23 protein-coding genes are annotated in these 24,444 nt (G+C 74.2%); 14 read left to right on the top strand and 9 right to left on the bottom strand.

The genetic code is table 11. The features are described 5' to 3' along the window. Positions 1-430 precede the first annotated feature (430 nt). Positions 431-1,837, top strand: coding sequence for an APC family permease (locus OOK34_RS26085; protein WP_267036289.1), 1,407 nt, complete (start codon positions 431-433; stop codon positions 1,835-1,837). Positions 1,838-1,907: 70 nt separating this feature from the next. Here OOK34_RS26085 and OOK34_RS26080 read toward each other — a convergent pair whose 3' ends face one another. From OOK34_RS26080 to OOK34_RS26070, 3 genes are all read right to left on the bottom strand, one after another. Further along, entirely contained in the window at positions 1,908-3,701 is a 1,794-nt protein-coding gene (locus tag OOK34_RS26080; protein WP_267036288.1) for a glycoside hydrolase family 15 protein, read from the bottom strand. Between the two features lie 29 nt (positions 3,702-3,730). Then, positions 3,731-4,249 (bottom strand): MarR family winged helix-turn-helix transcriptional regulator, encoded by a 519-nt coding sequence (locus OOK34_RS26075; RefSeq protein ID WP_267036287.1) that lies wholly within the window; start codon positions 4,247-4,249, stop codon positions 3,731-3,733. Between the two features lie 67 nt (positions 4,250-4,316). Beyond that, the gene (locus tag OOK34_RS26070) at positions 4,317-4,883 is read right to left on the bottom strand and encodes a DoxX family membrane protein (RefSeq protein ID WP_267036286.1); all 567 of its coding nucleotides are present in this window, start codon (positions 4,881-4,883) and stop codon (positions 4,317-4,319) included. 108 nt (positions 4,884-4,991) lie between these two features. Here OOK34_RS26070 and OOK34_RS26065 point away from each other — a divergent pair, with 108 nt between their 5' ends. The 4 genes from OOK34_RS26065 (at position 4,992) to OOK34_RS26050 (ending at position 7,637) form a co-directional block, all read left to right on the top strand. Further along, a complete protein-coding gene (locus tag OOK34_RS26065; RefSeq protein WP_267036285.1) occupies positions 4,992-5,456 on the top strand; it encodes a MarR family winged helix-turn-helix transcriptional regulator in 465 nt (154 codons plus the stop codon). Positions 5,457-5,557: 101 nt separating this feature from the next. Continuing rightward, on the top strand, positions 5,558-6,562 hold the full coding sequence (dhaK, locus tag OOK34_RS26060; protein WP_267036284.1) for a dihydroxyacetone kinase subunit DhaK: 1,005 nt from the start codon (positions 5,558-5,560) through the stop codon (positions 6,560-6,562). 56 nt (positions 6,563-6,618) lie between these two features. Continuing rightward, positions 6,619-7,233 (top strand): dihydroxyacetone kinase subunit DhaL, encoded by a 615-nt coding sequence (gene dhaL / locus OOK34_RS26055; RefSeq protein WP_267036283.1) that lies wholly within the window; start codon positions 6,619-6,621, stop codon positions 7,231-7,233. Then, positions 7,230-7,637 (top strand): PTS-dependent dihydroxyacetone kinase phosphotransferase subunit DhaM, encoded by a 408-nt coding sequence (locus tag OOK34_RS26050; RefSeq protein ID WP_267036282.1) that lies wholly within the window; start codon positions 7,230-7,232, stop codon positions 7,635-7,637. Before dhaL ends, OOK34_RS26050 begins: the two co-directional genes overlap by 4 nt. Positions 7,638-7,805: 168 nt before the next feature. Here the strand turns inward: OOK34_RS26050 and OOK34_RS26045 are convergent, their stop codons facing one another. After that, entirely contained in the window at positions 7,806-8,156 is a 351-nt protein-coding gene (locus OOK34_RS26045; RefSeq protein ID WP_267036908.1) for an RNA-binding S4 domain-containing protein, read from the bottom strand. Between the two features lie 242 nt (positions 8,157-8,398). On the opposite strand from OOK34_RS26045, the gene OOK34_RS26040 reads away from it, so the two are divergent. The 3 genes from OOK34_RS26040 (at position 8,399) to OOK34_RS26030 (ending at position 11,874) form a co-directional block, all read left to right on the top strand. Further along, positions 8,399-8,794, top strand: coding sequence for a molybdopterin-binding protein (locus OOK34_RS26040; protein WP_267036281.1), 396 nt, complete (start codon positions 8,399-8,401; stop codon positions 8,792-8,794). A gap of 163 nt (positions 8,795-8,957) precedes the next feature. Then, a complete protein-coding gene (gene modA / locus OOK34_RS26035; RefSeq protein ID WP_267036280.1) occupies positions 8,958-9,764 on the top strand; it encodes a molybdate ABC transporter substrate-binding protein in 807 nt (268 codons plus the stop codon). Between the two features lie 166 nt (positions 9,765-9,930). Continuing rightward, complete coding sequence (locus OOK34_RS26030) at positions 9,931-11,874, top strand: ABC transporter permease (protein WP_267036279.1); 1,944 nt, start codon at positions 9,931-9,933, stop codon at positions 11,872-11,874. A 417-nt stretch (positions 11,875-12,291) separates the two neighbouring features. On the opposite strand, the gene OOK34_RS35395 is transcribed toward OOK34_RS26030, so the two are convergent. Further along, the gene (locus tag OOK34_RS35395; protein ID WP_323183458.1) at positions 12,292-13,062 is read right to left on the bottom strand and encodes a hypothetical protein; all 771 of its coding nucleotides are present in this window, start codon (positions 13,060-13,062) and stop codon (positions 12,292-12,294) included. A 207-nt stretch (positions 13,063-13,269) separates the two neighbouring features. Here OOK34_RS35395 and OOK34_RS26020 point away from each other — a divergent pair, with 207 nt between their 5' ends. Next, complete coding sequence (locus tag OOK34_RS26020; protein WP_267036278.1) at positions 13,270-14,163, top strand: DUF4328 domain-containing protein; 894 nt, start codon at positions 13,270-13,272, stop codon at positions 14,161-14,163. An 18-nt stretch (positions 14,164-14,181) separates the two neighbouring features. Here the strand turns inward: OOK34_RS26020 and OOK34_RS26015 are convergent, their stop codons facing one another. Then, positions 14,182-16,266, bottom strand: coding sequence for a SpoIIE family protein phosphatase (locus OOK34_RS26015; protein ID WP_267036277.1), 2,085 nt, complete (start codon positions 16,264-16,266; stop codon positions 14,182-14,184). Between the two features lie 359 nt (positions 16,267-16,625). Between OOK34_RS26015 and OOK34_RS26010 the strand changes: the two genes are divergently transcribed. The 4 genes from OOK34_RS26010 to OOK34_RS25995 all read left to right on the top strand — a co-directional run bounded on the left by OOK34_RS26010 (position 16,626) and on the right by OOK34_RS25995 (position 20,174). Continuing rightward, positions 16,626-17,669, top strand: a complete 1,044-nt coding sequence (locus OOK34_RS26010) for an SPFH domain-containing protein (RefSeq protein ID WP_267036276.1) — start codon at positions 16,626-16,628, stop codon at positions 17,667-17,669. Positions 17,670-17,711: 42 nt separating this feature from the next. After that, on the top strand, positions 17,712-18,602 hold the full coding sequence (locus tag OOK34_RS26005) for a C40 family peptidase (protein WP_267036275.1): 891 nt from the start codon (positions 17,712-17,714) through the stop codon (positions 18,600-18,602). 125 nt (positions 18,603-18,727) lie between these two features. Then, on the top strand, positions 18,728-19,543 hold the full coding sequence (locus OOK34_RS26000) for a hypothetical protein (protein WP_267036274.1): 816 nt from the start codon (positions 18,728-18,730) through the stop codon (positions 19,541-19,543). A gap of 58 nt (positions 19,544-19,601) precedes the next feature. Next, the gene (locus OOK34_RS25995) at positions 19,602-20,174 is read left to right on the top strand and encodes a hypothetical protein (RefSeq protein ID WP_267036273.1); all 573 of its coding nucleotides are present in this window, start codon (positions 19,602-19,604) and stop codon (positions 20,172-20,174) included. A gap of 38 nt (positions 20,175-20,212) precedes the next feature. On the opposite strand, the gene OOK34_RS25990 is transcribed toward OOK34_RS25995, so the two are convergent. After that, complete coding sequence (locus OOK34_RS25990; protein ID WP_267036272.1) at positions 20,213-21,256, bottom strand: DUF6777 domain-containing protein; 1,044 nt, start codon at positions 21,254-21,256, stop codon at positions 20,213-20,215. Between the two features lie 334 nt (positions 21,257-21,590). Here OOK34_RS25990 and OOK34_RS25985 point away from each other — a divergent pair, with 334 nt between their 5' ends. After that, a complete protein-coding gene (locus OOK34_RS25985) occupies positions 21,591-22,829 on the top strand; it encodes a streptophobe family protein (protein ID WP_267036271.1) in 1,239 nt (412 codons plus the stop codon). Here the strand turns inward: OOK34_RS25985 and OOK34_RS25980 are convergent. Next, positions 22,826-23,815 (bottom strand): serine/threonine-protein kinase, encoded by a 990-nt coding sequence (locus OOK34_RS25980; RefSeq protein WP_267036270.1) that lies wholly within the window; start codon positions 23,813-23,815, stop codon positions 22,826-22,828. The genes OOK34_RS25985 and OOK34_RS25980 overlap by 4 nt on opposite strands. Then, positions 23,815-24,435, bottom strand: a complete 621-nt coding sequence (locus OOK34_RS25975; protein ID WP_267036269.1) for a hypothetical protein — start codon at positions 24,433-24,435, stop codon at positions 23,815-23,817. The genes OOK34_RS25980 and OOK34_RS25975 overlap by 1 nt, the downstream gene beginning before the upstream one ends. Positions 24,436-24,444: the final 9 nt, after the last annotated feature.

Here is a 24,444-nt window from a genome sequence, read left to right as displayed (position 1 = left end):
TGCGGCGGCCGGTCAGGGGCCGCCAAGCGATCTTGTGCCAGGAATTCTCGCGGCCCGCCGCCCCGTGCCCATCGGCCCAGGGGACGATCCCGGCTCATGCGGCATAGGCCCCCAGGCCCCTCCACAACTCCCACCCGGCCGTCTCGGGAAATCTCCTGCGCCCGGGCAAAGCGGAGGGAAATTCATTGGATCTCGCTGCGGTTCCCGCACCCCCCGACCGGTCAATATTTACGCGGCCTTAACACCCGGATCAGTCGATCAGAGGGGTGATCCACGATGGATTCCGCAGGTGAACAGCTATTGACCTGCGGATCTCGTGGAGCTTGCATAGCGGCCCGGGAGCCAGCGAACGAAGTGCCCACCACCGCCCCGGAGGCGATACCGCTCCCGCACTCCTTCACCGCATCTGCCGATCGGAAACACCGCACCGATGACTGACACGATCAGCGCACCACAGGCCCTCGCCCCCGCCACCGGGCCCACCCCGCAGAAGCTCAAGCGCTCCATCGGCGTCGTGGGCGGCACCCTGCTCACGCTGTCGTGCGTGACGCCCGCCTCGACCCTCTTCGTCGTCGTGCCCGACCTCTTCGCGGGCCTCGGTACCTGGACCGCGCTCACCATCGCCATCGGTTCGCTGCTGTGCATCGGCGTGGCGTTCTGCTACTCGGAGCTGGGCACGCTCATCCCCAGCGCGGGCGGCGAGTACGCCATGGTCTCCACCCTCGCGGGCCGGCTCGCCGGCTGGCTGGTCTTCGTACTGTCCCTGCTGGTGGTGATGATCGTGCCGCCGGTGATCGCGATGGGTACGGCCGACTACCTCGCCCCGGTGATCGACATACCGGCCCCGGTGGCCGGCGGCGGCGTGATGCTGCTCGCCACCCTCGCCGGTCTGCTGGACCTGCGGGCCAACGCGTGGATCACGGGCGTCTTCCTCGTCCTCGAGGTGGTCGCCGCCGCGCTGGTCGCCGTGCTCGGCTTCGCGCACAGCGAGCGGGGCGCCGACGCCCTGGTGCACGGTTCGGTGGCCGCCGAGGGCGGCGGCGTCTCCACGGTGACCGCCATGATGGTGGTCTCCGGGCTGGCGATCGCACTCTTCGTCACCCAGGGCTTCTCGACCGCCGTCTACCTCTCCGAGGAGCTGGAGCAGCCGCGCCGCAACGTCCCGCGGACCGTGCTCGCGACCCTCGCCATCTCCGCCGCCGTCATCCTGGTCCCGGTCATCGCGATCACCATGGGCGCCCCGGACCTGGAGGCACTGGCCTCCGGAGACCTCGGCGCGATGGTGACGGCCTGGTCGAACTCGGCCGTCGGCACCTTCGTCAGCCTCTGCGTGGCCCTGGCCATCGTCAACGCCGGCATCGTGATGGTCATCCAGAACTCCCGGGTGCTGTTCGCCTCCGCCCGCGACAAGGCCTGGCCCGAGCCCGTCAACCGCGCTCTGTCGCGGCTGGGCCGCTTCGGCTCCCCGTGGGTGGCCACCCTTCTGGTCGGCCTCCCGGGCGCGGCGATGTGCTTCGTCAACCTCGACACCCTGTACGGGGTGACCGGCGTGTCGGTGACCGGCATGTACCTGCTGGTGGCGGTGGCCGCGCTGTTCAGCCGGCGCGGGGCGCACCGCGACAGCGCCGCCTGGCGGATGCCGCTGTGGCCGGCCGTGCCGATCGCACTGATCCTGGTGTTCGCGTACATCCTGACCCAGCAGGAGACCCAGTACCTGCTGTGGACCGGTGGCATCACCGCCGTGGCCACCCTGTACTGGGCGCTGTACCTGCGGCCGCACAAGGACTCGCGCTGGCTGGTCACCATCCCGGACACGGAGGAAGCGCAGGCGGCGTAGCCGCCGCGCACCGCGGGGCCGTCGCGTATCGCGGCGGCCCCGCTGCCGTGGCCGGGGTCAGTGCGCGGGGTCAGTGCGCGGGGTCCGGAGCGGACAGGGCGATCGCGGTGTTCACCAGGCCGACGTGGCTGAACGCCTGCGGGAAGTTGCCGAGCTGGCGTCCGGTGCGGGGGTCGTACTCCTCGGCCAGCAGGCCGACGTCGTTGCGTACGGCCAGCAGCCGCTCGAAGAGTTCCCGGGCCTCCTTGCCGCGGCCCGTCATGTGCAGGGCGTCCGCCAGCCAGAACGAGCAGGCCAGGAAGGCCCCTTCGTCGCCGGGCAGCCCGTCGACGGAGGGGCCTTCGGTGCTGTAGCGGCGGACCAGGCCGCTGCTGCCCAGTTCCGCCCGTACGGCGTCGACGGTGCCGATGACGCGGGGGTCGTCGGGCGGCAGGAAGCCGACCCGGGGGATCAGCAGGGTCGCCGCGTCGAGCTCGCGCGAGCCGTAGTACTGGGTGAAGGTGCCCCGCTCGGGGTCGTAGCCCTTGTCGCAGACGTCGCGGTGCACCTCGTCCCGCATGGCCCGCCAGCGCTGCACGTCGCCCGGCAGGTGGGGGGCGCCCTCCAGGGTCCGCACGGCCCGGTCGGCGGCGACCCAGGCCATCACCTTGGAGTGCGTGAAGTGGCGCCGCGGGCCGCGCACCTCCCACAGGCCCTCGTCGGGGCGGTGCCAGTTGCGCTCCAGGAAGTCGAGGAGGGCGAGCTGGATCTTCCAGGCGTGCCGCTCCGAGGCCAGACCGCAGGCCCGCGCCAGGTGGAGGGAGTCGAGGACCTCTCCGTACACGTCCAGCTGGAGCTGGTCCACGGCGGCGTTCCCGGTACGGACCGGCGCGGAGGAGGCGTAGCCGCGCAGCCAGGGCAGTTCGGTCTCGGGGATGCGGCGTTCGCCGGCGATCCCGTACATGATCTGGAGGTCCGCCGGGTCGCCCGCGACCGCGCGCAGCAGCCAGGCCCGCCAGGCGCGGGCCTCGTCGAGGAAGCCGGTGGACACGAGCGCGCCCAGGGTCAGGGTGGAGTCGCGCAGCCAGCAGTAGCGGTAGTCCCAGTTGCGGACGCCGCCGAGCTCCTCGGGCAGGGAGGTGGTGGCGGCGGCGACGATCCCGCCGGTCGGGGCGAAGGTGAGGGCCTTGAGGGTGATCAGGGAGCGGGTCACGGCCTCCCGGTACGGGCCCTCGTAACGGCATTGGGCGCTCCACTCCCGCCAGTCGGCGAGGCTCTGCTCCAGCGCCTCGTACGGGTCGGCGCGCTCGGGGCGGGTCTCGTGCGAGGGGTGCCAGGTCAGCACGAAGGCGACCTTCTCCCCGGCGCCGACGGTGAACTCCGAGCGGGTGCTGCGGTCCTCGCCCCAGGTCCGCACGGGCGGCTCGCTGCGGAACCACACCGAGTCGGGTCCGGCGACCGCGACCCGGTCGCCCTCGCTGCGCCGGACCCAGGGGACGACGTGGCCGTAGTCGAAGCGCAGCCGCAGGGTGCTGCGGACGGTGACCCGGCCGGAGACCCCTTCGACGATCCGCATCAGGTCGGGCGCGCTGTCGCGCTGCGGCATGAAGTCGACGACCTTGACGGTGCCGTCGTCGGTCTCCCAGTAGGACTCCAGGACCAGCGAGCCGTCGGCGTAGGCCCGGCGCGTGCAGCGCCGGCCCTCCCCGGCCTCGGCCGGGGCGATGCGCCAGTGGCCGTTCTCCTTGTTCCCGAGGAGGGCGGCGAAGCAGGCGGCGGAGTCGAAGTGGGGCAGGCACAGCCAGTCGATGGACCCGTCGCGGCCGACCAGTGCGCTGGTCATCAGGTCGCCGATGAGTGCGTAGTCTTCGATGGCTTGTGTCATTTATCCGCTGTTCCCCCAAATGCCCGGGGTCAATCCGCCTGCGCGCCACGGCCTCCCCGAGGTCCCGCGGCGCCCTCGACATTGGCGATCATCCTGCGCAGCACCTTGAGCGCGGCCACGTACTCCTCGTCGTCGATGCCCTGGTGGACGACGGCGCGCAGCTCGGTCACCAGCGCGCGCAGCCGGAGCCGGGCCGCCTCCCCCTCGCCGGTGAGGTGCAGGCGCCGCTGGTCGTCGGTCCGGAGCCAGCCGCGGTGGAGCAGCTGGTCGACGACCCGGGCGATCTCGTGCGGCCCGTCCGCGAGGGGGGTCAGCTGGGTGACCACTTCCTCGCGGCCCGGAGCGCCCGGCCTGCCGTTCACCCGGTTGAGCACCCAGTACTGCGGCTGCGTGACGTCGATCCGGGCCATGGCGTCGCGCAGGTGCCGGGCGACGGCCTCCTGGGCCAGGCCGCTCCAGTAGCCGATGGGCTGGGTGGCCAGCAGGTCGTCGGTGACGGCCGGATCGGCGGGCGCCTGGTCGGTGGTGCTGTCGGTCGACGGGTTCATGATCACGACGCTACCTCGCGGCGGCGCGTGCGAGCCCGTCGGGCTCGAGAGCGGACGGAGGGACGCGCTAGTCGCGGACGAGGAGGGTGACGGCGGCGAGGGCCACGCCGAGGGCGAGGGCCGGGGCGCCGATGGCCAGGCGGTGCGTGCGCAGGGCGGGGACGGGCAGGAGGCGGTCGACGGCGTGGCGGCCGGGGCCGGTGAGGGTGAGGGCGGCGGCGGCCGTGGCGAGCAGGAGTTCGTACTCCATGCCCTTGGGGGCGAAGAAGGCCCCGGCGCCGTGGACGGCCATGGCGTTGATCATCGTGCCGGCGACGGCCGCCCCGGCGAGCGGGGTGAGCAGGCCGAGGGCGAGACCGAGGCCGCCGAGGGTCTCGGTGAGGCCGGCGACGGCGGCCATGGTGTCGCCCGCCGGGTAGCCGGTGGCGGTGAAGAACCGGCCGGTGCCGCTGATCCCACCGCCGCCGAACCAGCCGAAGAGCTTCTGGGTTCCGTGGGCGGCCACGGTGAGGCCGAGGACGACGCGCAGCAGGAGCAGGCCTGCGTCGTAGGCGGCGGTGTCGGCCGGGGTGGTGGCGGAGGCGGCCGGGGCGGTGGCCGGGGCCTTCGTCGTGGTGGCGGAGGCGCGGGTCATGGGGATTCCTTCCGGTCTGACGGCCCGAGGGGAGTAGTTCAAATTCGAACCGGCGACTTCGAGCCTAGCTACTGATTCAAATTCGAACAACTTGTGTACTCTGACGTCATGGACGGGACGAGATGGCTCGACGAGCGCGAGATGCGGGCCTGGAGGGGCTTCCTGGCCGCCTCCGCACTGGTGAACCGGCGTCTCGACCAGCAGCTCAAGGATGATTCCGGACTCTCCCACCCGCAATACGAGATCCTCGTACGGCTCGCCGCGGCGCCCGGCCGGGAGCTGCGCATGACGGAACTCGCCAACGGGCTGATCAACTCCAAGAGCGGCCTGACCTACCAGATCACCCAGATGGAGAAGGCCGGCCTGGTCCGCCGCCGCAGCTGCCCCTCCGACGTGCGCGGGATCTTCGCCGTCCTCACCGACGCCGGCCACGCCCGGCTGGAGGAGGCCGCCCCCGGCCATGTGACAACCGTCCGGGAGGTCCTCGTCGACGTGCTCACGCCCGAGCAGCTGGACGCGCTCGCCGACGGCCTGGGAGAGGTCAGCCGCCGGCTGCGCGAACAGGGCGCCTGACGGCGGCCGGTGCGCCCGCGTTCCGCCCCCGGGGCGCGTCCGTCTGCCCTACCGTCGGCAGCAGGTCACAGGGCAGGACTCCACCGCACCGGGAGATTTCCGTGAAGATGCTCATCAACACCGCTGACACCGTGGTCGCCGACGCCCTGCGCGGCATGGCGGCCGCGCACCCCGACCTCGACGTGGACGTGGCGCGCCGGGTCGTCGTACGGCGCGACGCGCGGGCCGGCGGGCGGGTCGGGCTGGTGTCCGGGGGCGGGTCGGGGCACGAGCCGCTGCACGCCGGCTTCGTGGGGTACGGGATGCTCTCGGCGGCCTGCCCCGGGGAGGTGTTCACCTCACCGGTGCCCGACCAGATGCTGCACGCGGCGAGCGCCGTGGAGGCCGGCCAGGGGGTGCTGTTCGTCGTCAAGAACTACACCGGGGACGTGCTGAACTTCCAGATGGCCGCCGAGCTGGCCGAGGAGGACGGCATGCGGGTCGAGCGGGTCCTCGTCAACGACGACGTCGCCGTGACCGACAGCCTGTACACCGCCGGCCGGCGGGGCACCGGGGCCACCCTGTTCGTGGAGAAGATCGCCGGGGCGGCCGCCGAGGAGGGGGCGCCGCTGGAGCGGGTCGGCGGCCTCGCGCGCCGGGTCAACGACTCCTCCCGCAGCTTCGGGGTGGCGCTCAGCGCCTGCACCACCCCCGCGAAGGGCAGCCCGACCTTCGAACTCCCCGACGGCGAGCTGGAGTTGGGCGTGGGAATCCATGGCGAACCCGGCCGGGAGCGGCACGCCATGATGACCTCGCGGGAGATCGCCGAGGTGGCGGTCGGCGCCGTACTGGAGGGGCTCGCGGAGAACGGCCCGGCGGACGGGCCGGTGCTGCTGCTGGTCAACGGGATGGGCGCGACCCCGCTGCTGGAGCTGTACGGGTTCCACGCGGAGGTGTCCGCGGTCCTGGCCGCGCGGGGCGTGACGGTGGCGCGGGCGCTCGTCGGAAACTACGTCACTTCCCTGGACATGGCAGGCTGTTCGGTGACCTTGTGCCGGGTGGACGACGAGCTGCTGCGCCTGTGGGACGCGCCGGTGCAGACGGCCGCCCTGCGCTGGGGCCGCTGAGCGGCGTCGAAGAAGTACCCGGCGGTCGAGTCGACTCGAGGCGAGGAGAGACACGGATGCGTGACGCGGAGTTCTTCCGGCGCTGGATGGAGGCCACCACGGCGGTGGTGGAGCGGGAGGCGGACCGGCTGACCGAGCTGGACTCCCCCATCGGGGACGCCGATCACGGGTCGAACCTGCTGCGGGGCTTCGTGGCCGTACGGGCGGCGCTGGCCGCGGCCGACCCGGCGACCGGGCCCGGCGTGCTGCTCCGACTGGCCGGACGCACCCTGATCTCCACGGTGGGCGGCGCGTCCGGACCGCTGTACGGGACGCTGCTGCGGCGCACGGGCAAGGAGCTCGGCGAGGCCGCCGAGGTCTCCGACGACGAGCTGCGCAAGGCCCTGTACGCGGGGGTGGGCGCGGTGGCCCAGCTGGGCGGGGCGGCACCGGGCGACAAGACGATGCTGGACGCGCTGGTACCGGGGGTCGCGGCACTGAGTACGTCCTACCGTGCCGCCGGGGACGCGGCGTTGGGCGGGGCCCTGGCGACGGTTCCGATACTGGCCCGCAAGGGCCGCGCCAGCTACCTCGGGGAGCGCAGCATCGGGCACCAGGACCCGGGAGCCACCTCGGCCGCCCTGCTGCTGGGCGCGCTGGCCGATGCGGCCGATGAGGCGGGGGCCGCGTGAGCCCCGGGCCGGTCGTCGGGATCGTGCTGGTGTCGCACAGCGCCGGCGTCGCGGAGTCGGTGGCGGAGCTGGCGCGGGGCCTCGCGGCGGGCGGGGCGGTGGCTCCGGTGGCCCCGGCGGGCGGCACCGCCGACGGCCGGCTGGGCACGAGCGCGGAGCTGATCACCGCCGCCGTGTCGGCGGTGGACCGGGGGGCCGGGGTCGCGCTCCTCGCCGACCTGGGCAGCTCGGTGCTGACCGTGAAGGCCCTGCTGGAGGACGGGGAACTGCCGGACGGGTGCCGGCTGGTGGACGCGCCGTTCCTGGAGGGCGCGGTGGCGGCGGTGGTCGCCGCCTCGGCGGGGGCCCCGCTGGAGGCCGTCGAGGCGGCCGCCGCGGAGGCGTACGCGTACCGCAAGGCCTGACGCGGCGGCACCCCGGGCGCCCCAGCCCCCGTCTTTCCGGTGGCCGGGGCGCCCGGAAGCCCCGCCGACGCCGTGAGCCACCGGGGCCCCGTACGGTGTCCGGGAGGCTTGGCGGGGCTCAGGAGCAACAGGTACCGCACCCGCACCCACGAGCCCGCCGGACACCCCCTAAGGGCGCCCGCGCAGGCCCTCGATCTCCCGGCGGTCACGCTTCGTGGGGCGGCCCGTGCCCCGGTCGCGGATGCCGACCACCGCGGCCTCCACGGGGGTGGGCGGCGGCGGGCTGTTGTCGATGAAGCACTCGGCGGCGACCGGGGGCCCGACCCGCTTGGTCACGGGACGCCGGACCACGACGATGCGTTCGCGGCCCGCGTGGAAGAGCCGTACCTCGTCCCCCGCGCGCACCTGCTGCGCGGGCTTCGCCCGCTCCCCGTTGACCTTCACGTGGCCCGCCCGGCAGGCGGTCGCCGCGACGGAGCGGGTCTTGGTGAGCCGGACCGACCAGATCCAGGCGTCCACCCGCGCCGTGCCCGTCTCGAGCGGGCCCGCCGGCGCCGCCCCGGCTCCGTTACCCGTTCCCGTGGTCTTCGTATCGGTCAACGGACCCTCCGTCCCTGCGTCAGCCATCCCCCGACTCTAGCGATCCGGCAGGCACGAAGCGGAACGGATTTTGGCGGATACCACAATCGACATGGCATCTGCGATAGAGAACGCGCCAAACGAATTGCACATGCGGGACGGGTGCGCCTACCTTGTCGCACATGCAGTCCTACACCATCGGACAGGCGGCGCGTCTGCTGGGCGTCAGCCCGGACACCGCGCGCCGCTGGGCCGACGCCGGCCGGGTCGCGACCCATCGCGACGAGGGCGGCCGTCGCCTGATCAACGGCCGCGACCTGGCGGCCTTCTCCGTCGAGGTGGGCCAGGGTGCCCACAACGAGGACGGCGAGCCCTACACCTCGGCGCGCAACGCCTTCCCCGGCATCGTCACGGCCGTCAAGCTCGGCGACGTCGCCGCCCAGGTCGAGATCCAGGCCGGTCCCCACCGGCTGGTCTCCCTGCTGACCCGCGAGGCCGTCGAGGAACTCGGGCTGGAGGTCGGCATGCAGGCCACCGCCCGTGTCAAGTCGACCAGCGTGCACATCGACCGCACCTGACCCCCGCCCGGGCCGAGCGCCCCGCCCGCCCGCCGCACCGCCCTTCCCCGCCCGCTCTCGCCCGCCCGCTCGTCCCCACCCGCTCCGCCCGTCACGGCGCGGGTCACCCTCGCGCGGTCCCGGCACCCGCCGGCCCGCCGACCCGACCAAGGAGCACCCGCCCATGTACGCGACCCGGAACGGCCGCCGCGCGGCCGCCGCCGCGCTCACCGCCGCCCTGCTCGTCCCGCTGTCCGCCTGCGGCGGCAACGACGAGAAGAAGGCCGACGCCGGCAGCACGCCGTCCGCCTCCGCCGGGGCCAAGGGCGCGAACCTCACCGTCCTCGCCGCCTCCTCCCTCACCGACGTCTTCAAGGCGGCGGGCGCCGCCTACGAGAAGTCCCACCCGGGCACCAAGGTGACCTTCTCCTTCGCCGGTTCGCAGGAGCTCGCCGCCCAGGTCAAGCAGGGCGCCCCGGCCGACGCGCTGGTCACCGCCGACACCAAGACCATGGACGGGCTCAAGGCCGAGACCAACGACGCCTCGGTCATCGCGAAGAACCGCCTGGTCATCGCCGCCGGCAAGGACAACCCCTTCAAGATCGACGAGCTGAAGGACCTGGCCGACTCCAAGATCAAGGTCGTGCTCGCCGCGCCCGAGGTCCCCGTCGGCCGCTACAGCAAGCAGATCCTCGACGCCCAGAAGATCGAGGTGAAGCCGGTCTCCCAGGAGCCCAACGTCCGCGCCGTCCTGAGCAAGGTCGAGCTGGGCGAGGCCGACGCCGGCCTCGTCTACAAGACCGACTCCGCCAAGTCCGGCGACAAGGTCGTCACCGTGGAGATCCCGGACGACCAGAACGCGGTGGCCTCCTACCCGGCCGCCACCCTCAAGCAGTCCAAGAACGCCGAGGCCGCCGCCGCGTTCGTGGCGTGGCTGAGCACCCCGGAGGCGCAGAAGATCCTCCAGGACGCCGGCTTCCAGAAGGCTTAGCCGCAAAGGCCCAGCCGCACAAGACCCCGAGGGGGCTGCCCGGTCCGGGGGGACGGGCAGCCCCTTTCGGCGTGTCCGGCGCCCGCGCCCGCGCCCGTACGCCCCGTAGGGTCTTGCCCCGCACCGCGCGCACCTCCGCAGCTTCGACGAGGAACCCGAACCCGCAATGAGCAGACCCCGCACCCGCACCCGGCCCCCCGTGACACTGGCGCTTCCCGCGCTGCTCGCCGTCGCGTTCCTGCTGCTGCCGCTCATCGGCATCCTCACCCGCACCCAGTGGAGCGAGCTGGGCACCCACCTCACCAGCCCCGGCGTGGTCGAGGCCCTGAAGCTCTCGCTGGTGGTGTCCCTGTGGGCACTCGGCCTCTCGCTGCTCCTCGGCGTACCGCTCGCCTGGCTGCTGGCCCGGGTGGAGTTCAAGGGCAAGGCCTTCGTCCGCTCGCTGGTGCTGCTGCCGATGGTGCTGCCGCCGACCGTCGGCGGTGTCGCGCTGCTGCTCGGCTTCGGGCGGCGCGGGCTGCTCGGGCCGTGGCTGGAGGGCACGTTCGGCATCACGCTCCCCTTCCACACCTCCGGGGCGGTCGTCGCCGCGACCTTCGTCGCCATGCCGTTCCTGGTGATCAGCCTGGAGGGCGCGCTCGGCGGGCTGAAGCAGAGCTACGAGGAGACCGCCGCCTCCCTCGGCGCCTCGCCGGTCCGGGTGTTCTTCACGGTGACCATGCCCATGGTGGCCCCGGGCCTGATCGCGGGCGCCGCCCTCACCTGGGCCCGCGCGCTCGGCGAGTTCGGGGCGACCATCACCTTCGCCGGGAACCTGCCGGGCACCACCCAGACCCTGCCCCTCCAGGTCTACCTGCTGCTCCAGGACCAGCCGGAGGCGGCCACCTCGGTCTCGCTGCTGCTGCTCGCCATCGCCATGGGCGTGCTCATCGCCCTGCGCGGCCGCTGGACCGGCACCCCCGTGGCCACCAGGACCCCCAAGGCCGCTCCGGACACCCCGGCCGCCCCGGACACCCCGGCCGCTGAGGACCCTGCCGCGCCCGCCCCGGCAGCCGGGGCGCCCCATGACGGCGGTCGCTGGCCCCTGCACGCCGAGGTCACCGGCTTCAACGAACTGACCCTCGACGCCGCACCCGGCACCACCATCGCCGTGGTCGGCGAGAACGGCGCCGGCAAGACCACCCTGCTGCGCGCCCTGCTCGGCCTGACGCCGCGCGCCCGCGCCGCCCTGCGGCTCGGGGACACCGACGTCACCGCGCTGCCCCCGCACAAGCGGCAGGTGGCCTGGGTCCCGCAGGACGGCGCGCTGTTCCCGCACCTGAGCGCCCTGGCCAACACCGCCTACGGGCTGCGGGCCCGCCGGGTCGGGCGCGCCGAGGCCCGCCGCGAGGCGCAGCTGTGGCTGGACCGGCTCGGCGTGGGCCACCTCGCCCAGCGCAGGCCCGCCCAGCTGTCCGGCGGGCAGGCCCAGCGGGTGGCCCTGGCGCGGGCGCTGGCCGCCCGGCCCCGGCTGCTGCTGCTCGACGAGCCCCTCGCCGCCCTCGACCAGACCACCCGGGCGCGGGTGCGGCACACTCTGCGCACGCACCTGGCGGGCTTCGGCGGGGTCTGCCTGATCGTCACGCACGATCCCGTCGAGGCGGTGTCGCTGGCCGACCGGGTCCTCGTACTGGCCGACGGCCGCACCCTCCAGGACGCCCCGCCGGCCGAGGTCACCCGGCATCCGCGCTCGCCGTGGGTGGCCCGGATGCTGGGCCGCAACGCCTGGCCCGGCACCGCGTCCGCCGAGGGGCTCTCCCTCGCGGGAGGCGGCCGGCTGGTGGTGGCGGAGACGCTGCCCGAGGGGGCGCAGGCCCTGGCGATCATCGCCCCGGAGGCGGTGTCGGTGCACCGGGACCGCCCGGGCGGCAGCCCCCGCAACGTCTGGCCCGGCACCGTACGGGAGATCACCTCGGCCGGCAGCCGGCTGCGCGTGCTCGTCGGCTCGGCCGAGGCCCCCGACCTGGTCGCGGAGATCACCCCGGAAGCGGCCGCCGAACTGCGCCTGGCCGACGGCGCGACGGTGTGGACGAGCGTGAAGGCCACCGAGGTCACGCTGGTACGGCTCTAGGCCCTGTCGTCAAAGTCCCTCCCCCAGCTACCGCTGGGAGGTGCCCCCAGGCCCGCGACGCCCGGCACCGCACCTCGCCGCGTTGTCGGAGCACCCAAGTACGTCCAGTACTCGGGAGCTCCTCCGCCTTGCGATGCACGGCACCGGACGCCGCGGGCCTTACCGGCGCTACTTTGACGACAGGGCCTAGGCCGCCCCTTCCGGATCCTGCCGGGCCCGGTTTCGACAGGATCACCGCCCGGCGGGACAACGAGAACAGTTCTTCCGTCTCCCGAGGGAACGGAGTTCCCATGTCCCTCACGGCGCGACTCCGGTGGCTGCGGCGCGGAGTGGTGGCGAGCGGGGCGGTCTGCGCTCTGGCGTTCGCCCTGGCCACACCGGCCGTCCCGGCACCGGCGCCGCCGGCCGGCGGACCTCTCAGCCGGGTCTGACGCAGAGCCAGTCGCGGCCCGGGGCGGGAAAGGGGTCGACGCCGAAGAGGGTGCGGCCGGTGCGGGCGGCCGCGACGGTCAGCACGCCCTCGGAGCGGCCCGCGGCGAAGGCGGGTGCGCCGAGGGTGATGACGGCCGCGCCCTTTCCGGTCGCGCGCCGGAGCTCCGCGAGGCGCAGCGCCAGCAGGGCCGCCTCCTTACGGTCGACGGTGTCCGGTTCCCGGGCGGCCGCCTCCAGGGCTTGGCGCAGGGCCCGCATCCGGTGCAGTCCGCCGCCCCCGTCGAGGGTGCGGCGACGGGTGTCGAGCGGCAGGAACCGTACGCCGCGGTGGACGAAGGGCTCCCGCTCGGCGCCGGTCAGCACGGGTCCGGCCCCTTCGGCGGGGCCGAGGGGGGCTCCGGTGGCCCGGATGTCGAAGAGGTCGCCGTTCACGGCGGCGACCACCCGCCGGCCCGGCCCGGCGCGGTGCCGGGCGGCGGCCTCGGCGACGGTGGCCGGGCCGGCGCCGCCGCCCAGGTATTCGGCCCGTACCCCGCCGGCCGCGCCGAGGTCGGCCACCAGCTCGTCGATCCGCAGCCAGCGGTCGGCCTCCAGGCGGTCGTACGACTCCAGGCGGACCCCGGGGGCGACCTGCCGGCTGGTGCGGGCGGTCTCGATCCCGTCGGCGGGGACCCCGGCGGCGTGCGCGGGGGCGTACGCGGGCGCGGCGAGGAGGACGGTCAGCAGGGCGGGCAGCAGCGGGCGGAGGGGCGGCACCCCGGAAGGATCCTCGTACGAGCCGGCGGCCCTTCCGTGGCCGCGCCGCAGGGGCCGGCAGGTTCGGCCGAACGCGGCCCGGCAAACCGTTTGGACGGCGGAGGCGGGGCTGGCATATGTTCGGCGCTTCCGGTACCGGTGTTCGACCGGCCGGCTCCTCGGATGTCACCGCACATTCCAGATGTTCCCGTGGGGGGTTCTTTCACCATGTCCTTCAGCGCGCCCGGATCGCCGCCGCCTCCGCCGCAGGGGCCCGGCCCGCAGCCGCCGTACGGCGCGGCCCCGTACCCGGCGCAGCCGCAGCCGCAGCCCGGCTACCACCACCCGGGGCAGCCGATGCCCGGACACCCCTACGCCGGGCAGCCGATGCCCGGTCAGCCCGTGCCCGGTCAGCCCTACCCCGGCGGGCAGCCCTACCCCGTCCCGCCGCCGCCCGTCCAGGCGCTGCGCTCCCCGCAGGGCCTCTCGACCGCGCTGACCGTGCTTCTCTCCGTCGCGGGCGTGGTGAACCTCTTCTCGGCCGCCACGAACCTGTACACGTGGTCGCTGATGCGTGACGTGATCGCGAACCCCGCCCAGGTCGCGGACGACACGCTCGACGGGGCCGACATGCTGACCGGTCTCGCCGGAGCCCTCCAGATGCTGACCCTGCTCGGCACGTGCGTGGTCTTCATCATCTGGTTCCACCGGGTGCGCACCAACGGCCAGGTCTTCCGCCCCGACGCCTTCACCCTGTCCAGCGGCTGGGCGATCGGCGCCTGGTTCATCCCCGTGGGCAACCTCTTCCTTCCCTACCGGGTGGCGAAGCAGACCTGGGATGCGAGCGTCCAGCTCGCGCCGGACGGCTCGTACCGCCACGTCTCCGGCGTTCCGCTGACCTCGTGGTGGATCGTGTGGGTGGCGTCGGCGCTCCTCGGCCGGATCTTCAGCCCGCTGTACGAGCGCGCCGACACCCCCGAGAGCCTGCGCGACGTCTCGGCGTTCGGCGCCGTGTGCGACCTGACCACGGTCGCCGCGGCCGTCCTCGCGGTGCTGTTCGTCCGGAAGCTGACCGCCCTGCAGAACGTGAAGGCCGCGCAGGGCCCGTACGCCGCCGTCTGACGCCGAGCCGCGCGTCGCTCAGCCGCCCGTCGGGCCGGGGCCGGGGCCGGGTCCCGGGACGGCGAACTCGCACCACACGCACTTCCCGGCGCCCCGGGGCTCCACGCCCCACGCGTCCGCGAGCCGGTCCACGAGCATCAGGCCGCGGCCCGACACCGCCCAGTCCCCGGCCTCGCGGCGGCGGGGCAGGGCGCTGCTGGAGTCCTCGACCTCGATCCGGATCCGGCCCTCGGCGGTGAGCCGGGCGGCGACCTGGCCGCCGCCGTCGGTGTGCACGAGGGCGTTGGTCATCAGCTCGTCCGCGGCCAGCTCGATCTCGTCGGCCCGGTCCCAGGCCCCCCAGGCGGCCACCGCCGCCCGGATCAGGTGCCTGGCCACCGCCGGGCCGTCCGCATCGCCGGGGACCAGGCGGTGGCGCAGCGGACCGCCGCCGCGGGGTGCGGGGGTGCCGCGCCGGCGGAGCAGGAGCAGGGCCATGTCGTCCCCGCCGCCCGCGTCCCCGACGAGGTCGCACAGCACGTCGGCGAGTTCCTCGACGTCGGCCGGGCCGTTCGCGGCGGCCTCCATGAACTCCCGCATGCCGGTCTCGGGGTCGCCGCCGGGGCGTTCGACGAGCCCGTCGGTGCACAGCAGCAGGGTGTCACCGGGGTGCAGCTCCAGGGTGGTGACGGGGTAGCCGGAGCCGCTGCCCTGGTGTTCGCGCGGGGGCAGGCCGAGCGGGAGCCCGCCCGCCACCTGGATCCGGTGGCAGCTGCCGTCCCCGCGCCGTACGACCGGGTCGAGGTGGCCGGCCCGCACCAGGTGCAGCATGCCGGTGTTCAGGTCCACCTCGGCGTAGGTGCAGGTGGCGAAGCGTTCCGTCGCCAGATCGCGCAGGAAGGCGGAGGCCCGCGCCATCGCCGTACCGGGGGTGTGGCCCTCCAGGACGTACGCGCGGAGCACGATCCGCAGCTGGCCCATGACGGCCGCCGCGTCCGTGTCGTGGCCCTCGACGTCGCCGATCGTCACCCCGACCCGGCCTTCGCCGAGCGGGACCACGTCGTACCAGTCGCCGCCGATGTCCCGCCCGATGCGGGCGGCCCGGTACCGTACGGCGATCCGCGCGCCCGGCACCTCCGGGATCACCCGGGGCAGCATGGCCCGCTGGAGGCCTTCGGCGAGGTCGTGCTCCTGCTCGAAGAGCATCGCCCGCTGGAGGCCCTGCGCGATGCCGCTGCCGAGCGCCACCAGCAGGTTCCGCTCCTCCCCGTCGAAGTCCCCGTCACGCGTGTACAGCAGTCCGAGCGCGCCGACGGGCCGGCCCTGGGCGATCAGGGGCAGGTAGACCCCGCTGCGCACGGACAGCGGCTCGATGTACGGCCACAGCTGCGGGTAGCGCCGCTGGAACTCCTCGCGCGAGGCGAGGAAGACCGGCTGCAGGCTCCGTACGGCCTCGCTCATCGGCAGTTCCGCGTCGATCCGGGTGTACTCGATCTCGGGGACGTACGCGCCCAGCTGCCCTTCAGCGACCAGGTGGATCCGGCCGCCGTCGACGATGCCGAGCATGACGCTGACGGCGCCGAGGTGGCCGAGGGCCTCGGGGTCCTTGAGGACGTCGGTCACGTCGTTGACGGTGCGGGCGTGGGCGAGGATCGCCGTGGTCCGCTCGACGACCCCGGTCATCCGGCGCCGCCCCTCGTCCCGCTCCCCGCCGGCGCCGGGCTCGCCGGGGTCCTGGGCGGCGTCGCGGAGGATCCCGATGATCCGGTACGGGTGGCCGTGCGGGTCCCGCACGATGTGCCCCTGGACATGGGTCCAGCCCGGCTCGGCGTGCTCGCGCAGGGTGCGGAAGTAGGCCCCGTAGTGGCTGCGTCCGTCCTTCAGCGCCTGCTCGACGCGGGCGTCCAGCCGTGCCTCGTCGCCGGGCAGGACACGGCGCCGCAGCCCGGCGGGGGTCCCGTCGAACTCCTCCGGGCGCAGCCCGAGGACCTCGAGGGCGGTGGCGTCCAGATGCATGCGCCCACGGTCGAGGTCCCAGTCGAAGGTGCCCATGCGGTTGAGCGCGAGGCTCAGGTCGGGCCGCGCGGGCCAGTCGACCTCCGGGGGCCGTCCCCGCTGGTCCATGCAGCCAGGGTCTCACTCTTCCCCCTTCCACGGCATGCGCTCCGGGGCCCCACTCCACACATTCCTAGGACATACATCCATACACACCGGCATGTCGCGTCTTCGCTTGAATAGCCCACTTGTACCATTTCGCGAGATCGGTCAGTTTTGATCTTCTTTTGCGGCGTCAGAACCCTTGCTCCGGCGGGTTCCTGACGCCCACGGCTGTGTGGGGTGTGGTTTTGTCGCAAGCGTCGCCGAATACGACCGGAGAGCCGGCCGAAGAACCGGGGGAAGGTGAAGGGGCCGCACCGGTCGGCCGAATATCCGCCCCCACCCCAGCCCCCGGCGCCCCGGCACCGGCGGGCGGCGGTGTGGTCGTGCGACCCTACCGGGACCCCCTGGTCCTGGGCCCCCTCTTCCGTGACGAGGAGGACACCACCCCCACCCCCACCGTGACACCCCGCCCCGCCGCCCCTGCGGCGGTACCGCGGCCGGCGCCCCGCCCGGGGGCGCGGTCCCTGCCCCCGGTCCTCGACTCCGAGGTGAGCGAGCGGCCCGCCCGGGCCTGTTCCGGCTGGTGGGCCGTGTTCCTCGTGCTGCTCTGCGCCGCCGGAGCCGCCGTCCTGGTGTGCCACCAGGACCTGCGCCCGACCCTCACCCCCACCCCCGCCGAGGCCTGGCCGCCGGCCGCCCTCGCCGGCTGCGCGCTCCTCGCCCTGGCGGCGGTCGCCGGACTGCGGCGCGGCCGCGCCGGGCACGCCTGGACCCTGACCCTCTTCGGGCGCTACCGGGGCACGGTCCGGCGTACCGGACTCCTGTGGTCCAGCCCCTTCCCGCGCCGCACCCGGGTCGATGTGCGGCTGCGCCACTGGCGCAGCGAGCCGCTCTGCGTCGCCGACGCCGAGGGCACCCACCTGCGCCCCGTCGTCCTCGTCGTGTGGCGGGTCCGGGACACCGCCCGGGCGCTGCTCTGCGTCGAGGACCACGCCGCCTACCTGCGCGAACAGGTCGAGTCCAGCGTGGCCCGGGTGTTCGCGCGGCTGCCCGCCGACTCCTTCCGGCTGCCCGGCGAGGGCGAGGCGCGGACCCTGCGCGACACGGAGGCCCTCGGCGACGAGCTGACCCGCGTACTCGCCGCCGAGACCCGGGCCGTCGGCATCGAGGTCTTCTCCGCCCGTCCGCTGCACATCGAGTACGCGCCCGAGGTGGCGGCCGCCATGCAGCGCCGCCAGGTCGCCGCCATCGACGCGCGCCACCGGGACGCCGTCCTGACCTCCGTGCTCGACGCGGTCGACGACACCGTCCGGCGGATCTCCGACCGGGGGCTCGTGAGCATGGACGACTACGAACGCAAGGCCCTGGTCAAGGACTTGACCGTGGCCTTCTACACGGCGCGCGGCACCGCCGCCGACGCCCGCTGAAGAACCGGCACCGCCGGTCCACACCTACCGATGGGAACCCCCATGCGCACACCCGAGTTCACCGAAGAGATACCCGCCGGCTGCGACTGCACTGCCTGTACGGGCGGCGCCACCGCCCTCGCCGGCCACCCCGGACACCGTCCCCGGCACGCCCTGCGCGGAGCGCTGGTCGCCGCCGTGGGCGCCACCCTGCTGGCCGGCGCGGGCGCGGGCGTCGCATCGGCCGAGCCCGCGCCGGCCCAGGCGGGCTGGGACGGCTCGAAGTACTGGTACCAGGACGAGACCGGCTGGTGGCGCTGGACCTCGCACTACGACAAGTACGCCGCCAGGACGGGCCGTTCGGGCCAGGCCTCTTCCTCGTCGACCTCGGCTTCATCGTCGCCCCCGACCTCGGAGCCCACCTTCCGGGGCCGGGCCGGCTGGGACGCCACGGACCGCGTGTACTGGTACCAGGACTCCACGGGCCGGTGGCGCTGGACCAGCCACAAGGACAAGTACGAACGCAACACGGGCCGTTCGGGCTCGGGCTCCAGCGGCTCCGGCTCCTCCGGCTCGGGCACCCCCGTCCGCCAGGGCACCGAGGCGGCCATCTCCTTCGCCAACGGCCACCTCGGCGACCCCTACGTCTGGGGCGGCAACGGCCCGCACGGCTGGGACTGCTCCGGCCTGGTCCAGGCCGCGTACCGGAACGCCGGGATCTCCCTCCCCCGCGTGGCGGACGACCAGTACCGGGCCACCACCCCGATCTCCCGCTCCGAACTGCGCCGCGGCGACCTGGTCTTCTGGAGCTCGAACGGATCGGCCTCCGGGATCCACCACGTCGCCATCTACCTCGACGGCGACCGGTACCTGGAAGCCCCCCGCCCCGGCAGGAACGTCCGCGTCTCCACCTTCACCAACTACAACCCGAACATGTACGGCCGCGTCCGCTGACCTGTACACCGGTGGGGTGCCGAGGCCGCCGCGACGGGCTGCCCGGCACCCCGCCCACGATTTGCAGGGGTCCGTGCCCGAGCGGACAATTGGATCATCCCATCCGTCTCCGAATGGGGACTCCCATGACAGACAAGACACGTCTGCGGTGGATCTACCGGACGTCGGTCGGGGGAGGGATTGCGTGCGGACTGGCGCTCGGCTTGGCCACACCCGCCCCCGCCGTCGACGACAGGTCTGCGAGCCTGATCAGTGTCACGTTGGACGCTCCCGACGTCACCGTAACGTTCCGGGATGGCAACACGACGGACGAGAGCCACACGCTCGACCTGATTCCGCAGGGCACTGGTGCCACAGCACGGCGGAACATCCCGCTGTCCGGCGAGATACCCAGTGTGAACCGGACCAAGGTCGTCACAGTGAATGCCGGCATCCGGCCCGGCGTCGCCTACTGCGCCTCGGTCGTGACCCACACCAAGGCGGACCTGCCGTTCGGCCACTACCCCAGTCACCTCCGGTCCAACGTGAAGTGCGTCGAATCGGCCGGCTCCCCCAACGCCCCGTCCGATGTCGCCATCGGGGCCATCGACGGCGAGGCCAACCCGCCAGCGGGCACCAACCGCAACTACTGGATCAACTACTCCAACTCCGGTGCCGACGCCAAGGGCGTCTCCGTCGACGTCCAGACCTCCGGCTCCATCACCATGCGGCGGCCCCCCGAGTCCGGCACCTTCAACGGCATGCAATGCGCGCCGTCGGGCACCGGCTTCCACTGCACCGGCGGCAACCTCCCGAAGGGTGCAAAGGGGCAGATCCCGCTCCTCGCCATGGTGAAGAGCGCGGGCCCTGGTGCCATTCACGCCACCATCAGCGTGGAAGGCGACCCGAATCCCGGTAACAACGCGCAGACCCTCGGCGTCCTGGCGGTCCCGCGCACCTGACGACTGCCCAAGTCGACACCTCCGCAGAGGCGGAGGACCGTAAGAGAGGAACACCGCCATGAACCGGCGCAGCCGCCGTACGACCGTCACCTCTGTGATCGCCTGCTCGTTGCTCGCGGGTGGCATGGCCGCCCTGGCTCCGACAGCAACCGCCGCCCCCGCCCTCGGTACCTGCACGGTGAAACCCGCCGCCAACGGGCTGAGCGTCACGATCTCCGGAAGTGGCTGGGACACGAACGTCGCGCTCCAGCTCAACGACGGCGAAAGCACCGTGGACCTGAACCTCGGGCCCGACGGGACGTTCCTGGTGAAGCGCTTCCAGAAGCCCACCACCGACTTCGTCGTCCTGCCCGCGACCGGCGGCTTCCTCAACTGCAAGCTGGTCAAGGCCGACAAGGACCAGCTGCAGAAGGACAAGGACGAGATCAGGAAGGCCCGCAAGAAGGGCTTCGACGACGGCGTCAAGGCCGGAAAGGAAGCCGCCAAGGAGACCTGCGGCTCCCCGGCGAAGCACAAGAAGCACCCCAACCTCACCGCCCAGGAACAGGCCGTCGAAGACGCCTACGCACAGGGCTTCCTGGCCGGAGCGCAGAGCGCCTTCGACAAGTTCTGCCGCCCCGGCAAGCACTGAGGAACGGGAGGCGAGTTCAGCCCCCGACCCCCGCGTCCCTACGGACGGGGTGATCGCGGTCCCCCGCCGGGAGTGGCGGGGGACGCGGCGGGAGAGGACGGCGGCGGGCTGGACGTGGCGGGGCCGGACGGCGTGGCGGTCCGCTTGTCGGGCGGGGCCGGCGGCTTCGAGGACCGCGTGGCCGTGCCGGTGTCCGTCGGGGTCCCGGTCGCGGTCGGGGTGCCGGTCTCGGGGGCCGGGGCGGAGGGTGGCGGCGTGGTCACCGACGGGGTGGCCTCCGACGGCGGGACGAAGACCGGGGGCGGGGGCGGAACGACCGGCGGCGGGGCGACCGGCGGCGCGACGGGCTTGTCGGGCTCGGGGTCGGTGCCGCGGTCGCGCTCGAGCCAGCGGCGGTCGTGGTGGTCGTAGATGACGAACTTCCGCACGACGGTCACCGACGGCGCGATGACCACCACCTGCGTCGGCCGGTACGAGGCCCAGGGCTTGCCGAAGCGCTTCGGATCGGCCTTCAGCGCCACCGGCGGGCCCAGCGGGTTCCCGCAGGCGCAGCGGACCCTCGGCACCCCGCGGTCGTCCACGAGCACGGCCGTCCCGGCCTGGAGCACCGCCTGGTAGGCGGTGGCCCGGCCATCGCGGTAGCCGTGGTTGGTGACCCGGGTGTCCGTCCGCAGCTGCACGGGCGTCAGCGCGCGCAGGTGGCCGGGGACGGCCGCCGGCCGGATGCCGAGGGCCGAGGCGAAGGCGACGTTCTTGGCGGGCTGCGCGGTCAGCGCCGCGATCTGCTTCTCCACGTCGCAGCTGGCGACGTCCTTCGTGCCGCCGTAGAGCCCGGGCGCGGAGCCGCTGACGCTGCGGGTGCCGGTGGGGCCCGTGGGGGTGGCGGTGCCCGGCGGCGGGCTCTCGGGCGGCGGGGTCGCCTGCTCCGCCGCCGTGGACTCGGTGAAGGGGTCCTGCCCGGAAGCGGCGGCCGGCTGGAGGAAGACCTCGGCCTCGGCCCGCTGGGAGGCGCCGCCCCCGCCCCCGTCGGGGCGGGTCAGTACCAGCACCAGCGCCGCCACCGCCGCCAGGGCGGCGACCACCGGGGCCAGCCGGGGTAGGGACCGCCACCACGGCTGCTCGGGCGGCCCCCCGCCGGGAGGCGGGGGTTCCGGTGGCGGCGGGGGTTCCCCGCGTCCGCCCGAGAGGGGGCCGGACGGGGGCCCGGTGGGTCGCCCGGACGGCTGCGACGACGGCGACAACGGCGAAGGCGGCGGCTGGTTCGGCTGCGGCGGCCGCTCGCCGGAGGGTTGCGTGGTCACGGGCTCTCTTCCGGGCAGAGGAATCCCCGTATTTCGGGATTTCCGGCACTCCTGCGGACCATTGTGTGCGTCGCCCGGGTGGTGGCCGCAAGCCGGGGGTGCCTACCGTTGCAGGGTGAGCCGTACCTCCGCGAGGGCCTGGCGCGACGCCCTCGTCGCCGTTCTGGCGGGCTTCGCGGTGATGACCGCGGTGGCCGCTGCCGGGCTGGCCTTCGCCGGAGCGGGCGATCTGCCCGGCGGGGCGTTCCCGCGGGTGGTCGCCGCCGTCGTCGTGATGGCGGCCGGGGGCTGCGTCGAGGTCTCCGGTGGCGCGGGGCTGCTGGCCGGGGCCGATGCGAGCCTGTCCGTACTCCCGCTCTCGGTGAGCCTGGCCGGCGCGCTCACCACCGGGTGCCTCTTCCTGCGTCCCCTGCGCCACCACGCGGTGGCCCGGCCCCGCGAACTCCTCGCCCGGGCGGCCCGGTCGGCGGTACTGTGGCTGGCCCTGCTCACCCTCTTCGCACTCCTGGCCCGCCGGACCTTCGGCCTGTCCACCGGCGACTCGCCCCTCGGGGAGATCGGCGAACTCCTCGACTCCGCCCCCACGGTGGGCTTCCGGGCGGACCTGCCCGCCACGCTCCTGTTCGGACTGCTGTGGATCCTGGGCCTGTTGCTGATCGCCCTGCTGGTCTCCCGCCGTACGCCGCTCCCGGCCGGGCTGCTCCGCTTCCACACGGCGGTGCGCCCGGCCGCGCACGCGACGGCCGTACTGCTCCTCGCGTACGTGGTCCTGGGCATCGGTGTCGCCCTGGTGGTGGCCGCCACCCAGGGCCACGCCGCTCGCACCCTGGCCGTGCTCCTGCTCGGCCTGCCGAACCTGGCCTGGCTCGCCCTGACCGTGGGCTTCGGCGGCGCCTGGCAGGGCAGGGCGGAGGGGCCCTTCGGCCTCCCGATGCCGCAGGTGCTGGACCGGCTGCTGCGCGGCCCCGACCTGAGCACCGTCGACGTGGCCTCGCTCGCGCAGCGGGACTCCCGCGCCTGGTGGCTGGTCGTGGTGGCCGCCGTCCTGCTGCTCGCCACGGGCGTCCTGGCCGCCGTACGCTCCCCCGCGCACGTCCGGCCCTGGCAGCACGCGCTGCACCTGGCGGTGGCCCTGGCCCTGGGCACCCTGACGGTCTGTCTGCTGGCCCGCGTCCAGGCCCAGTTCGGCCTGTCCCTGCTGGGCATCGGCGACGCGGCCGGCCTCGGCGGCAAGGTCGAGCTCACCCCGCACCTCTGGCGCACCACCGGCCTCGCGCTCCTGTGGGGCGCGGTGGCCGGCTTCCTCGGCGCCCTCCTGGCCCGCCCCCGAAGGGGACCGGCGAGGCCCCGTTAGCGCGGCCCCCGGAGCAGCGGCCCCCGGAACACTGGCAGCGCCCAGCGGGGCGGCGGGGGCGGCGGGCCCTGGTCCGCCTCCCCCGGCCGGGCGCGCCGGGGCTCCTGCGGTGCCCCGGCGCCCGCACGGCGCAGCGCGCCGGTGAACTCCAGGCAGGTCCCCCACCGGTCCTCCGGTGCCTTCGCGAGGGCCTTCGCCAGCACCTCGTCCACCGCCGGCGGCAGCTCCGGCCGCCGTGCGGAGGGCGGGGGCGGCGGGTCGTACTGGTGGGCCCAGAGCAGGGCCATGTCGTCGTCCCGCCGGAAGGGCGGGCCGCCGGTCAGCATCTCGTGGACCACGCACCCGAGGCTGTACACGTCGCAGCGCCCGTCGACCGGCTTCCCGGCGATCTGCTCGGGCGCCACGTAGTCCAGCGTCCCGACGAACTGTCCGACGCTCGTGAACCCGGTGAGCGACAGGGACTTCTTCGTCAGGCCGAAGTCCGTCAGGTACACGTGCTCGGGGTGCTCGCTGTCCGTGCCCTCGGCGACGAGGACGTTGCCGGGCTTGACGTCCCGGTGGACGAGGTCGTGTGCGTGGGCGGCGTCGAGCGCCGAGGCCACCTGGCCGGCGATCCGGGCGGCCGTCTCCACCGGCAGCGGGCCTGTGCGGTCCAGCAGGGCCCGCAGGTCCTGTCCGGCGACGTAGCGCATGGCGATGTAGAGCAGCCCGTCCGCCTCCCCCGCTTCGAAGACGGGCACGATGTGCGGGTGGTCGATGGCGGCCGCGACCTTCGACTCGTGCGCGAACCGCTGGCGGAAGGTGTCGTTGCGGGCCAGCTCGGGGGCCAGCAGTTTCAGCGCCACCGTCCGGTCCAGCCGCAGGTCGCGCGCGCGGTAGACGACCGCCATCCCGCCGCGCCCGATCTCGCCCTCCAGCAGGTATCCGGCGATCTGCCCGCCGATCGGTGCGGAGGCCGGCCCGCCCGGTGCGTCGAAGGCTCCCATCAGCGTGCTCCCGCCTCGGGCGGGTCGGCGATGCGCGTGGGCTCGTGGGGTGTTTCCCTTACGTCGGCCACTGCCCCGGTGCCGGCGTCCCGCGGCGGCGGCTCCGGCGCGGGCGGAGCACCCGGCCCCGAGACGACCGCGTAGGTGACCGGCCGGCTCCCGTCGGCGTACAGCCACCGTCCCGCGGTCTCTTCGTAGAGCCACACGGACTCGCCGTCGATCACGATCCCGGCGCGCAGGCCCCGTACGGCCCGCCGGAAGCCCTCGGTGGCGGCGGCGTCCGGGGTGAGTTCCCGCAGGGCCCGCCGGTAGCGCTCGAGGGTGTCGGCCGTGCGGGTGAGCAGGGGTTCGGGGTCCTCGGTCCGCTCGAGGGGCCGGCCCGCGGTCGGCGGAGGCTGCGGCACCGCCACGAGCAGCCGTCCGTCCACCCAGGCGGACCAGCCGTTGGCGCACAGGATCTCCCCCCACTCGCCGCGCCGGGACAGCAGCTGGACGGGGAGGAAGGCGTCCAGGGGGGCGGTCGGCCGGGAGACGTCGGGGGCCTCCCAGGCGGGCAGCCCGTCCTGCGGGACCACATGGGTGGGGCGAAAGCCCGTGCCGGGCTCCGCGGAGGCGGTCATGGCGCCGGC

It is taken from the genome of Streptomyces sp. NBC_00091 (genome assembly GCF_026343185.1).
Lineage (GTDB): Bacteria > Actinomycetota > Actinomycetes > Streptomycetales > Streptomycetaceae > Streptomyces.
Note: the sequence above shows the minus strand (reverse complement) of the source record. Positions and strands in the feature narration are given on the sequence as shown.